The sequence below is a fragment of the uncultured Senegalimassilia sp. genome (assembly GCF_934636665.1).
GTDB lineage: Bacteria > Actinomycetota > Coriobacteriia > Coriobacteriales > Eggerthellaceae > Senegalimassilia.
Genome location: NZ_CAKUAT010000018.1, coordinates 41,539 through 53,916, shown reverse-complemented (window position 1 = coordinate 53,916; position 12,378 = coordinate 41,539). Strand labels below are relative to the sequence as shown.

At 60.2% G+C, this 12,378-nt stretch carries 10 protein-coding genes; 3 read left to right on the top strand and 7 right to left on the bottom strand.

The genetic code is table 11. The annotated features are described in order from the left end of the window. The 7 genes from Q0G75_RS07960 to loaP all read right to left on the bottom strand — a co-directional run. A partial coding sequence (locus Q0G75_RS07960) for a GDP-mannose 4,6-dehydratase (protein ID WP_294416491.1) occupies positions 1 to 300 on the bottom strand: 300 nt, incomplete at its 3' end. A gap of 3 nt (positions 301 to 303) precedes the next feature. Continuing rightward, a complete protein-coding gene (gene rfbA / locus Q0G75_RS07955; RefSeq protein ID WP_294416492.1) occupies positions 304 to 1,200 on the bottom strand; it encodes a glucose-1-phosphate thymidylyltransferase RfbA in 897 nt (298 codons plus the stop codon). Positions 1,201 to 1,204: 4 nt separating this feature from the next. Further along, positions 1,205 to 2,470 (bottom strand): hypothetical protein, encoded by a 1,266-nt coding sequence (locus Q0G75_RS07950; protein WP_294416493.1) that lies wholly within the window; start codon positions 2,468 to 2,470, stop codon positions 1,205 to 1,207. Beyond that, positions 2,467 to 3,639, bottom strand: coding sequence for a glycosyltransferase family 4 protein (locus Q0G75_RS07945; RefSeq protein WP_294416495.1), 1,173 nt, complete (start codon positions 3,637 to 3,639; stop codon positions 2,467 to 2,469). The genes Q0G75_RS07950 and Q0G75_RS07945 overlap by 4 nt, the downstream gene beginning before the upstream one ends. Continuing rightward, entirely contained in the window at positions 3,639 to 4,610 is a 972-nt protein-coding gene (locus Q0G75_RS07940) for a glycosyltransferase family 2 protein (protein WP_294416496.1), read from the bottom strand. Before Q0G75_RS07940 ends, Q0G75_RS07945 begins: the two co-directional genes overlap by 1 nt. 3 nt (positions 4,611 to 4,613) lie before the next feature. Next, positions 4,614 to 5,297, bottom strand: coding sequence for a sugar transferase (locus Q0G75_RS07935; RefSeq protein WP_294416497.1), 684 nt, complete (start codon positions 5,295 to 5,297; stop codon positions 4,614 to 4,616). A gap of 262 nt (positions 5,298 to 5,559) precedes the next feature. Further along, entirely contained in the window at positions 5,560 to 6,102 is a 543-nt protein-coding gene (loaP, locus tag Q0G75_RS07930; protein ID WP_294416499.1) for an antiterminator LoaP, read from the bottom strand. A 671-nt stretch (positions 6,103 to 6,773) separates the two neighbouring features. Here loaP and Q0G75_RS07925 point away from each other — a divergent pair. The 3 genes from Q0G75_RS07925 to Q0G75_RS07915 all read left to right on the top strand — a co-directional run bounded on the left by Q0G75_RS07925 (position 6,774) and on the right by Q0G75_RS07915 (position 12,298). Beyond that, on the top strand, positions 6,774 to 9,599 hold the full coding sequence (locus Q0G75_RS07925; protein ID WP_294416500.1) for a transporter substrate-binding domain-containing protein: 2,826 nt from the start codon (positions 6,774 to 6,776) through the stop codon (positions 9,597 to 9,599). A gap of 264 nt (positions 9,600 to 9,863) precedes the next feature. Beyond that, positions 9,864 to 10,562, top strand: coding sequence for a cytochrome c3 family protein (locus Q0G75_RS07920; RefSeq protein WP_294416502.1), 699 nt, complete (start codon positions 9,864 to 9,866; stop codon positions 10,560 to 10,562). A gap of 20 nt (positions 10,563 to 10,582) precedes the next feature. Next, positions 10,583 to 12,298: an FAD-dependent oxidoreductase gene (locus Q0G75_RS07915; protein WP_294416504.1), complete on the top strand. Its 1,716-nt coding sequence runs from the start codon at positions 10,583 to 10,585 to the stop codon at positions 12,296 to 12,298. Positions 12,299 to 12,378: the final 80 nt, after the last annotated feature.

Sequence of the window (12,378 nt, the reverse complement as noted above, 5' to 3'; positions counted from 1 at the left end):
GGGCTCGGGGTCTGCGATGGAGTTGTCGTTGTGGGACTCGGCGGCGTAGTGGACGATGGCGTCGTGGCCGGGGACGATCCTGTCGAGCAGCTCGGCATCGCAGATGTCGCCGACCACGAGCTCCACGCGGTCGGTGGGCAGCCCCGCGATGTTCTCGCGGTTGCCCGCGTAGGTCAGCTTGTCGAGCACGGTCACGTGCACATCGGGGTGCTCCCGCACCACATGGTGCACGAAATTGCTGCCGATGAAGCCGCAGCCACCCGTGACGATGATGCTTTTGGGCTCAAAGGTCTCAGCCATACCCTAGTCCTCCTTGGAAGAAATAAGGCCCGAGGCCACTGCCTTGAGATGCTGGCCATAAACGCTTTTGCCGTAGCGCTCTGCGGCGGCAGCCAAGGTTTCCTTGTCGATCCAGCCGTTCTCGTAAGCGATTTCCTCCGGGACCGACACGGGCAAATCCTGCGCACGCTCAACCGAGCGCACGAATTCACCAGCCTCGTAAAGGCTCTCCATCGTGCCGGTGTCCAGCCATGCGTAGCCCCTCCCCAGGGTCACCACGGAGAGCGTGCCGTCCTCCAGGTACATCTGGTTCAGGGTCGTGATTTCCAATTCCCCTCGCGCAGAGGGCTTCACCTGCTTGGCCATCTCGCACACGCGAGAGTCGTAGAAGTACAGGCCCGTCACCGCGTAGCTGCTCCTCGGGTGCTCGGGCTTCTCCTCGATGCTCACGGCGTTGAAGCCCTCGTCGAATTCCACCACGCCGAAGCGCTCGGGGTCGTCCACGTGGTAGCCGAACACGGTAGCGCCGCCGTCCCTCTCGGCCTTCTGCACCGCGCGACGCAGGTGGCGGCTGAGGCCGTTTCCGTAGAAGATGTTGTCGCCCAGCACCAGCGCGCAGGGCTCCCCAGCGATGAACTCCTCGCCGATTACGAAGGCCTGCGCCAGCCCGTCAGGAGATGGTTGCTCGGCGTAGGACAGCTTGACGCCGAACTGGCTGCCATTGCCCAGAAGGCGCTCGAAGTTGGGAAGGTCGTTGGGCGTGGAGATGATCAGGATGTCGCGAATGCCCGCGAGCATCAGAGTGCTCAGCGGATAGTAAATCATCGGCTTATCGTATACTGGCAGCAGCTGCTTGCTCGTGACCGACGTCAGCGGGTACAGGCGCGTGCCGCTACCTCCCGCGAGAATGATTCCCTTCATATAATTATTCCTCTCTGGATTTTATATAGCTACCCGAATTAGCCGGATCGCCCTTCCCATAACGGAAAGCCAGCGACCGTGCCTCTGAAGCGCCCGAAGACGAAACCGTACACAGTTGCTTCCCGGAATCCGAGAAAATCACCATTCCAATAATTGAGAAAAAGGGGTTGATCTGCGGATAGTAGCTGAGGCATTCGCACGCACCATATAGTGAGAAGCAAAGGAAGAGCACCACCGCCGTGCGCGAGACAACACTCTCACCCCTGGCCAGAACCATCAGATTGGCGGCAACAAGAAGCAGAAAAGGAATGATTCCGTACGTGATTAAAAAATGGCAATATGCGTTATCTATCGCATAGAACGATGTTTCGATGAAATAACCGCTCAGGCTTCTGAAATCGACCTCCTGCCCAAAAAGCGTTAACCCATAGTCGTCGAAGAAGTAATGGGCAAGGCTGAGACGGTTGGAGAACAAGTCATCCGTAGCAACAAGCAAAGGGTCTTGGCTTGTATAGCAGACGCATACGCCGACGCTGACCACCACAACGGCCAGAAAAACAGCGATGAACCAAGCCTTCGAGAAGCCAAGCCCTCGCATGGGGACCGCATCCTTCTTGATTGCCAACTGATAGGCAAGAATTAGCAACACTATAAGAGCTGACGTCCTTGAGTTGACAAACCCATAGTCGAGAACGAGGATGACGGCAGTTAGCACAGTTGCCGTTTTTCGCCTCTTGCCCTCGAGCAAATATGTTATGCACGCGACAATGGAAAGAAGATAACCACCGAGCGTGTTCTTGGAGTTAAATCCCAAGGCCAGACTCTTCAAGCCCTGGATGTCGTATCTGTAAAGGCCGCCCCCGCCAAAGAATAAGGTCGATATGCTCGAGACGACAATGGCGAACACGACATAGGAGAAAACGACCTTTACGACGCTCTTCAGTCTCACGCCCTCGCTAGATGCAACAAAGGCCGCAATCACAATGGGCATCGCATCCCGCGAGGCAAGAGAGCACATGGTTCCCGTAAATAGGATGAGGAGAGCTGCGAGCGCTTCTTTATGGGTAAAGCGCTGAAAACCAACAATCTTAATGAAGAGAAGAAACGCGCAGCCAGCCATGAGAGGATTCTTGAGATGAGCCGCGGTAGGCAAGGCATGCTGCAGTGAAGAGGAAAGCGTGATGAGCAGGGAAAGGCCCCAGAACACGAGAGCGACAAGATACAGACGCTCACCGGTGTAGCCTCTCTCGCGGACGGTTGAGCCGCTCATTGTCCCACCACCTCGTGTACCAAGGAGGCAACCTGATCCGCCTGTCGCTCCGCCGTGAGTGTTCTAGCAAACGCTTGTCCTCTCTCAGCAGTGCGACGGACGCGCATCGGGTCTCCAAAAGCGGACTGGAGAGCATCCGCAAGGTCGTCGCTTGATCCGCTCGAGAAAAGAATTCCCCGATCTCCAGAAAGCAGCTCGGCGGTCGCCCCCGAATCAGCTCCCACGACTAGGCAGCCTTCCCGCATTGCCTCAATGGTCACAAGACCAAATGCTTCCGCCCTGCTGCACACAAGCGCTATATCGGCAGCCGAGAAAACCGCCTCAACGTTGTCGCAAAAGCCTTTTATTCGAACAACCCCCGACAATCCATACTCGTCAATTTTGGCTTGGAGCAGCGATGCGTACTTCCTGTCTTGCACCTTCCCATAAAGGCTCAAGACAAAGTTTCTAGGCCCGAGCTTGTGGCGAAGCGTGGCCGCAGCCTCAATGGCGACCAGCTGTCCCTTGTGAGGGGCGATATTGCCCACAAGGACCAGCTCGACCGTTTCCCTGGAAAGAAGGTCGCTCCGAATCGGCATTGTGCGCTCATCCCCGCCCGGAAGGCCGTTATAGATGACGCTGCAGGGTGTGGTGGCGAGATGCGACCACGCCGTTTTGACGGGTTCAGATATGGCGACAAATCGACTCGCTCCCTCAAGAACGGGGATGGCGTCACTCGGATCGGCGAGCTCGTAACCGAGATCTTCCCTCAAAAGTTCCTGTAAGTGAAATACATATGGAATCCCTTTTGAATCTGCAGCTTTGGCGCCGCAGCCTATGACGCCGTCGAAAATGTAGACGAGATCAATCCCATCTTCGTCGCATAGGCGGGCTATCCTGCGCTCGGCAAAACCGTTTAGGATGGACTCGATAGGGCGAATGAGCGCATGAATCTCCTCTTTCCCAGTAAGTCTCCTGCCCGAAATCGGCTTGACCCACCAAAAAAAGGGCATTACCCAAACGATTATGCCTGCGGATTCGAAGTGTTCCTTCAAGCCCCCGGCCCTAGGCAAGACGACAATCGGCTCAATACCCCTCTTCGGCATCAATCCGACTACGCTTTTCCACACGTTGGCCGCCCCGCTGTCCTCGTTGGCTGAGGAAAGGATAAAAAGTACCCGCTTACGCATTACTTCGCCCTCAAAACGTATCGCGGCTGCTCGGCCTTCCTGCCGTCGTGGATACCGCGAAGGAAGGCGGCCAACTTACCTCTCTTGCCGTCCTCGAAAAGAAGCGTAAGGAAAATCTGAGGGATAATCTGAACGGACCCCTCGAACTGCCTGGAGCCCGGCAGCCCCTTGTACTTCTTGCTGTAAAGAATTCTGTTACGCGCTTTGTAGTAGCAGCGAAAGGACGAATGCCCAAACGAGTAAAAGCGCTCAAGACTCCAGGTCCCATCCTGTCCTTTGCGCGGTGTGCGAAGCCATGTCGGCGTGGCCTTGCCACATTCGTGAATCAAGCCTGCGTCTCCGGCCCGCAAAAGCGTATAGCCCTCGAGAAGGAGTCGCTTATTAAAGTCATAGTCCACGTAGTCGATAAAGAAGTTTTCGTCGAAGCCACCAACATACCCCCATGCTTGCACACTAGTGAGGGAGCCAGACGTCAAAATCCCCTTCCTCGCCGCTTGCGCAACCTGGAACACCCTACCGTCAAGCAGACGGCTTGCATCTTCGATGTCCTCCTTGTTTCTGTCGATTACCTGCGGGGCGACGATGCCGACGCCTTTACCTGCGTGTTGAAAAAGCGCATCGACCATTCCAGGCATGCTAACGCTGTCCTGGTCAAGCGTGAGTACATACGAATAGCCACGGTCCTTGCCTAAAACGAACAGCTGGTTCAAAGCGGCCGCAATCCCCTTGTTCTCGGAATTGCGCACCAGACAAACTCGGGGCTCAGATTCGCAATAATCCACAATATCCGAAACATTCCCAGACCCATTGTCCACAACGAAGACCTTGTCAACTTGGTCGGCAATAGACGAAATATTCTGATCGAGACGAATCAAGTCGGGGTTATAAGTAACAATGCCGGCACACACGCAACAATTTGAATTCAAGCTCAAATCTGTTTCCCTATCTGTAGAGGGGACGTAACTGCCCATCGTCTACCGTCCCATAAACATTGCTTTGAAGGTCTTTGCGAACACCCGGGCATCCAGTCCGAAGCTCATATGGCGCACGTAAAAAAGCTCGCGAGCCTGACGTACTCCACCGCTCCAAGTAGAATCGTTTCGATCTGTAACGGCCCACCAACCCGTAATACCCGGTTTGCAAGCCAAAACTTCATCGCGCGCATTACCGAATTCGTACGTCTCTTCGAGCGTCACCGGCCTTGGGCCAATGACCGACAAGTCACCCGTGAGCACATTGATGAACTGTGGCAACTCGTCCAGAGACGTGCGGCGCAGGATGCGGCCCACGCGCGTGATGCGCGGGTCGTCGTCGAGCTTCTGCTCCCTCTTCCAGGTCTCCAACTGCACGGGTGTCATGTACTTCTCGGGGTGCTCGTGGGCGTCGGAGACCATCGTGCGCAACTTGAAGATGTAGATTCTCTTCCCGCCCTGACCTATGCGCTCCTGACGGAAGAAGGGCTTGCCCGGCGAGTCAATGCAGATGGCGGCACATGCGGCTGCAACAGGGATGGCCAGGATGATGCATACCCCAGCGCTGAAGACAACGTCGAAAACGCGCTTGAAAGCGAGATACCCCGCCCCGCCCTTCTTCGGCGCGCCGACCGTCGGGTCGGGAGCAGGGGCCTTGTAGGTCCCCGATGCCCCATAATCAGACACAGGAGCCGGGCAGCCCTCGACTGGCGTGGCGATACGGGCGTGCGCTACCTCAGACGATGCTGCGGCGTCTCCCGACGGCCCCGCGAACGCAGGGTCCGTAATGTCTCCGTTGGCCACTAAGCTACCGCCAATGCGAAAAAACCGGCATTATACTCTTGAATCTTCAAATCAAATGCAACACTTCTGAGCAGCGGCTCACCGCAACCCATCGTGGATAGCGAGCCACAAAGACCATTCCGCTCCTTAGCTTGTCTAAAAACTACTATCTCCACTTTTCCCTATCCAAAAGTTTGCCTTGGGTTTTGCTGACCATTTGCAGGCCTGCTTGGGCTCGCACGGTGCGGCCACCCATCGGCATTTCCAGATACGCTAGGCGCTTGCGATGATTCACCTTGCGCACCCAGTCTTCCCTGCCCCTAAGCGGGCCCTCCACGATCACCAGCTTGCCGTCTTCCATGTAGCCCACGGATTCCCCGACGGTTCGCTGGTCTTTTTGGGTGACCTTTTGCACCCACGCTCGTTCGTCTTCGGTCAGGGGGATGAATGCGTTGTCGTTTCCCAGAATCTTGGTGAGGTTCCTCACGCGGCGCAGCTTGTCGGCCAGCTCGTCTACCTGCGACGTTACGCAGATCAGGTAGCCGGGGAACAAGCGCTCCTTCGAAGGAATCCAGGTGCCATCGGGTCGCCTTTTGCCGGTCAGGTACTGCGGGACGAAGCATTCGTCCAGCACGTCTTCGGCTGCCTGCTTGATGTCATCGCATGCCGTCTTCTCGCGGCCGGTCTCAACTTGCACGACGTACCACATGGGCCGCCCCTTTCCGCTTGGCTTCATGAATTTTGGGATGGCTGCGCCAGCCCGCCATGGTGCGGCAGGTGGCTGTTGGAAAACGCATTCATTCCCCTGGCGCCAACGAACATCGAACGCGATGTTGTTCAGGGCACCCTGGTATGGTGCAGACCGTCGCGCCTAGGGCGTGCCGGCCTACGGAAAACGCGCTGATGGGGTTTCGCCGCAGTGTCGGTGGCACGACATCTTTTGCGATGCGGTGGCCCCGACATGGTGCGAAAAACGTGCCATCGGCTTGTTTTCCATCTCGCAATAATACACGAGAATAAATATCGTGTTGTAAAAATACTGTTATGCCCCCTACATCTTCGCATGCAATGTTCCGAGAGCACTTCTTTCTGCAATAAACGCGGTTTTATGTGGGTCTTTGTGAGTGACGTTCCACAGCGGGCGCAGGATGCCCCCGGGAGCTGCTCGCTGACTGCGCTTCCGCTTACCCCCGCCGACGTTGTTCGCGTTTCGCCTGATGGCGCGGACGCATCTCCGCCCGCAGCACGTTTGGGGCGGCCCCGGCATGTGGCTTGCTATTTCCGCGGCCTTTGCTGGGGCAGCTCCCCTCGCGTTCGCCGGTTCATCTGCTAGAATCGCATGTGCATCGCTTCTATGCTTATCATTTGGGGGAGACCGTCTTGAAATTCTCGTACACGCTCCGCGCCGTTGGCCGACGCGCCGTCGCGCTTGCGTTGAGCGCGGTACTGGCCGCCACCTGCGTCTCGCTGGCGCCGCTTGGCTTGGCATCCGCCCAGGAGCAGGCCCCTGACACTCCTTCGCAATCCGAATCCTCCGAGATCAAAACCGTGCGCGTGGGCTGGCTGCTCAGCAACCAGGGCTTCCAAAACGGCATGCCCGGCGAATATCTGTCCGGGTGGGGCTACGAGTACCTGCAAACGCTGTCCTACTACACCCCCGGCTGGAAATACGAGTACGTCCCCGGCACCTTCCCCGAGCTCATAGAGAAGCTGGAGGCCGGCGAGATCGACCTCATGCCCAACATCTCCTATACCCCCGAGCGTGCCGATAAGCTGCTGTTCTCGTCGAACCCTCAGGGCGTGGAGCACTATTACATCTACGCAAAACCCACCAACGACGCGCTGGGAATGGACGACCCGGCCGCGCTCAACGGCATGACCATCGGAGTAAACCCCGGCGTCGTGCAAACCGAGGTGGGCCAACAATGGATCGAGAATCAGGGCATCACCTGCGACTACCGCTATTACAGCAGCGGCGACGAGCTGTTCGGGGCGCTTTCCTCCGGCGAAGTGGACGCCATCATCATGAACGACACCATATCGTCCGCCGACGCCATGCCCGTGTTCTCCGTGGGCGAGAGCAACTACTACTTCGCCGTGCCTAATTCGCGCCAGGACCTTATGGACGACATCAACGCGGCCACGACCATGCTCAGGAGCACCAACCCGCGCTACAACGACGAGGTGAAGGCGCGCTACTCCGCGCGCAACAGCGGATCGTCGGCGCTAACCAGCCCCGAGACCGCCTGGCTTGCCGAGCACGGCAACACCATCACCGTGGGGTATCTGGACAACCTGCTGCCGTTCTCCAACCAAGGGGAGGACGGGCAGATGGAGGGCTCGCTTTCCGCCCTGGTGGCCACCTTGAGGGAGCAGTTCGGCATCACGGTGAACGAGATGGCGTTCGAGTCGAACGAGGAGCTGACCGACGCGCTGCGCGACGGCAGCATCGATGCGGCCATGCCCATCAACAGGGACTATTGGCTTGCCGAACAGGCGGGGTTCATCCAGTCGTCCATGATGAGCACCACCTCGCTCGTGGCCATCTACGCGGGCGGCAACCTTGACGACGCGCTGAAGGACATCGCGTACCACGACCGCTCGCTGCTTGACGACATCGACCTGAAGGTGCGCTACCCCGAGGCCACCATCACGCAATACCCCGACGCCCATGCGTGCATCGACGCCATCAAGGCAGGCAAGGCGACATGCATGATCATGACCGTCACCGGGCTTGACACGCTGCGCGACCAGGTCGACCTGGGGAACCTTGTCACCTCCGAAATGCCCAAGAGCATCGCGCTGGCCTGCTGGCTGCGGCAAGGCGACGCGCAGCTGCTCAGCATCGTGAACAAGGGCATCATCAACGCCACCGACGACATCGCGGCAAGCGCGTATTCGCATTATTCCTATTCGGACGATCGATCCGAATTCGCTAAGTTCGTCGAGCGCTACCGCGCGCCCATCCTCACGCTAATCGCCCTGCTGCTTGCGGGCACGATCGCCATCCTTGTGTGGTCGCTGCACAGCGCGCGCGAGGCGCAGCGCAGGGCGCAAGAGGCGAACGCCGCCAAAACCGCGTTCCTCGCCCGCATGAGCCACGACATCCGCACGCCGCTCAACGGCATCCTGGGGCTTTTGGAGATAGGCGACCAGCACCCTGACAACGTGGAGCTGATCAGCCAGAACCGCGCGAAGGCCAAGATGGCGGCCAACCATCTGCTCACACTGATCAACGACATCCTGGAGATGAGCAAGATCGAGGACCGCGCCGTGGTGCTGGAGAACGAGCCGTTCAACCTGACGGACCTTTGCCAGGACATCTTCGTGCTGGGGCAGATCCGCGCCGGCAGCCGCGACGTCACGCTGACCACCAGCGGCCCGGAGACCTTCGAATACCCCAACGTGTACGGCAGCCCCCTGCACGTGCGCCGCGTGTTCCTGAACCTGGTGGAGAACTGCATCAAGTACAACAAACCCGGCGGCACCGTGCGCTGCACCGCCGAGCAGATCGACCTGGTCGGGGACAAGGTCGTCTACCGTTTCATCATCAGCGACACGGGCATCGGCATGTCGCCGGAGTTCCTCAAGCACCTGTTCGAGCCGTTCGCGCAAGCCAACGACGACGCGCGCAGCAACTACCAGGGCACGGGCATGGGCATGCCCATCGTGAAGGGGCTCGTGAAGAGCATGGGCGGCAGCATCTCCGTGGAAAGCGAGCTGGGCCGGGGCACCACGTTCACCGTTGACCTGCCGTTTGTGATCGACCAGACGCCTGAGAAAGTTGCGGAAACGTCGGTGGACGCCGCGGATTGCGACATTTGCGGCATGAGCATCCTGCTGGTCGAGGACAACGAGCTGAACACCGAGATCGCCCAGACGCTGCTGGAGAACGAAGGCGCGCTGGTCACCACCGCTGCCAACGGCAAAGAGGCGCTCGAGGCGTTCCGCGTCAAGCCCGCCGGCACGTTCGACGCCATCCTCATGGACGTCATGATGCCCGAGATGAACGGCTACGAGGCCACGCGCGCCATCCGCCTGTGCGACAAGCTCGACGCCGCCGACGTGCCCATCATCGCCATGACCGCCAACGCCTTCACCGAGGACGTGGCGCAAGCCAAGGAGTCCGGCATGAACGACCACCTGTCGAAGCCGATCGAGCTAGAGAAGCTGAAGGCCACGCTGGGGAAGTATCGGGTGAGGTAACGGGGAGCGGCGGGCCCGCAAGCCGAGCGCGCCAGGGGCGCGGCGAACACGCAACGACTCGCGAGTCAGCGGGTTGCGGGCTTGCCGCACCGGGCTTGCGGCAAGCATCCCGTAGCCGCCTCCCCTACCCCCTTCGCTACCTTTCTGACCTGCGGAAACGTTGATATACCCTACTCTATGCAATTCTTTCTCCTTGGGGTTTTCCCTATTCTTTTCCTTGCTCGCACGTAGCAAGAGAAAAGGAACTCAAGGAGAGGAGAACATGTGAGCGAAAACGAGAATGCGCCTGCGCCGAAGCGCGTGCGGCGTGGGGCCATCGTGGGCGGCGTGGTCGCGGTCGTCGTGGTGGTTGCCGCGATCGGGGCGTTCGTCTGGCACGGGCAGCCCAGCTTCTGCAACGCCATCTGCCACACGCCGATGGACGGCTACCTGGAAACCTACGAGGCGACGCCCGGGCAACCCGCAACCGACAAGTGGGGCAACCCCGTGGCCGACGCGTCCGGCATGCTGTCCGCCGCGCATCGCACCAACAGCAGCGACGCCGACTGCCTGACCTGCCATCAGCCCGTCATGAGCGAGCAGATCAACGAGGGCATGGAATGGCTCGGCGGCAACTACACCCTGGTGGCCACCGACGGCAACCCCGACGGCGTGCTCACCGAGCGCAGCACCGACCAGCTGACCGAGGCGCGCGGCGTCCAGGGCGACCAGTTCTGCCTGAACAAAGACTGCCACAACATGACGCGCGAGGACCTGACCGCCATGACCGAGGTCAAAACCGACAACCCCGCCATCAGGATCCGCAACCCGCACTCCTGGCAGCACGGCCAGCAGGCCTGCACCGATTGCCATAAGGCGCACCGCGCCAGCGTGCTCACCTGCACGCAGTGCCACGCCGACATGCAGGTCCCCGAGGGCTGGATTTCCGCCCAAGAAGCGAAACTGCTTCCCGACCAGGCCTAACGCGAAACAGGAGCAACCATATGAGCAATAAGACGTTAAGCCGCCGAAGCTTCCTCACCGGCTTCGGCGCAGCAGGCGCCCTGGCTGCCGCCGGCGCGCTGACGGGTTGCGGCGCCCCCGCCGTGACCACAAAGGAGGACCTGGAGCGCCAGGAAGCCGCCGAAAAAGCCGATTGGTGCGAGAAGCCGGCCGTCCCGCAGAAGGTCGCCGAAACCTTCGACGCCGACGTGGTCGTGGTCGGCGCCGGCAACGGCGGCATGGTGGCCGCCACCACCGCGGCGCAGGCGGGCGCAAAGGTCATCGTTCTGGAGGCGTCCAACGGCCTGGCATGCGCACGCGAGGCCATCGGCGCGCTGAACTCCAAGCTGGCCGGCGAGCACACCGAGGACGTGGCGAAGCTCATCAACTACGCCAGCCAGGTCGAATCCGGCGACATCAACCCGCCGCTGTACCGCACCTGGGCCGAGAAGTCCGGCGAGATGATTGAGTGGATGGCCGAGACGTTGGCGCCGCTGGGAATGGTGTTCCCGTTCGAATGGCACAAGCCCGACGACGAGCATGCCTACTACCCGGCCATGTGCTACAACCCCTGCCTGGGCGAGTACAACCCCGACGGCCCGAACTACACCGCCTACATGCACGTTAAAATGCTGCAGCAGGTGTTCGAGAGCCTGGGCGGCGAGATCAAGTTCCTTACGCCCGCCGAGCAGCTGATCCAGGACGCCGACGGCCGCGTGACCGGCGTGTATGCCACGCAGGCCGACGGCAGCTACATCAAGATCAACGTGGCGAAGGGCGTCATCCTGTGCACCGGCGGTTACGGCGCCAACGACGAGATGCTCGAGGCCCTGCAGCCCGGCGTGACCGACTGGTGCGTCACCGGCAGCGCCACGTGCGAGAAGGGCCAGGGCATCAAGATGGCCCTGTGGGCCGGCGGCCAGCTTGAGGCCGGCGGCGGCTCGATGATCTGGAACCGCGGCGGCATGACCGACGACACCACGTTCGGCAAGCCCTACAACGGCGAGCTGTTCATCATGGGAAGCCAACCCTACCTGCACGTGAACACGCGCGGCGAGCGCTTCATGAACGAGGACCAGTGCTATCCCATGAGCTACGCCATGGGCTGCAACCAGCCCGGCCACTACAGCTGGGAGGTGTTCGACGGCAAGTACTACGAGGACGCCGAGCGCTTCGACACCTGCGGCTGCTCGCGCATCGTGCCGGCGCCGTCGGGGACCGCGTTCAACGCCGACGTGTACAGCCTTGAAGCGGTCGGCAAGGACAACCTCGACAACTTCTGGATCGGCCCGGCGCTGGAGAAGGGCGTGCTGAAGAAGGCCGACACGCTTGAGGGGCTGGCCGACGTCATGGGCTTCACCGGCGAGGAGAAGAAGACGTTCCTGGCCACGGTCGAGCGCTACAACAAGCTGTACGAGCAGGGCGAGGACGTGGACTTCGGCAAGCCGATGTACCGCATGTCGTCGGTGTCGCAGCCGCCGTTCTACGCGGCGCGCATCGCCGGCACCATGCTCGTGACTCTCCACGGCGTGATTACCGACACGAACAGCCAGCCGCTGCGCGAGGACGGCAGCGTCATCGAGGGCCTGTACGTGTGCGGCAACGACCAGGGCGGATTCTATCCGCACAACTATCCGAGCAACTTCACGGGCATCAACGCAGGCCGCACGGCCACGTTCGCCCGCATCGCCGCCAAGCACGCCTGCGGCGTGAAGTAGCGGGAGCCGCGGAGCGCTCGCGAGGCGCGCAGGGCCGGGACCCACGAGGCATAGCAGGATTGAGCGATGCCGGATTCGGG

Excerpts from the sequence above, each read along its gene's own strand:
- rfbA (WP_294416492.1), bottom strand. The coding sequence starts at position 1,200 with ATGAAGGGAATCATTCTCGCGGGAGGTAGCGGCACGCGCCTGTACCCG.
- Q0G75_RS07950 (WP_294416493.1), bottom strand. The coding sequence starts at position 2,470 with ATGAGCGGCTCAACCGTCCGCGAGAGAGGCTACACCGGTGAGCGTCTG.
- Q0G75_RS07945 (WP_294416495.1), bottom strand. The coding sequence starts at position 3,639 with ATGCGTAAGCGGGTACTTTTTATCCTTTCCTCAGCCAACGAGGACAGC.
- Q0G75_RS07940 (WP_294416496.1), bottom strand. The coding sequence starts at position 4,610 with ATGGGCAGTTACGTCCCCTCTACAGATAGGGAAACAGATTTGAGCTTG.
- loaP (WP_294416499.1), bottom strand. The coding sequence starts at position 6,102 with ATGTGGTACGTCGTGCAAGTTGAGACCGGCCGCGAGAAGACGGCATGC.
- Q0G75_RS07915 (WP_294416504.1), top strand. The coding sequence starts at position 10,583 with ATGAGCAATAAGACGTTAAGCCGCCGAAGCTTCCTCACCGGCTTCGGC.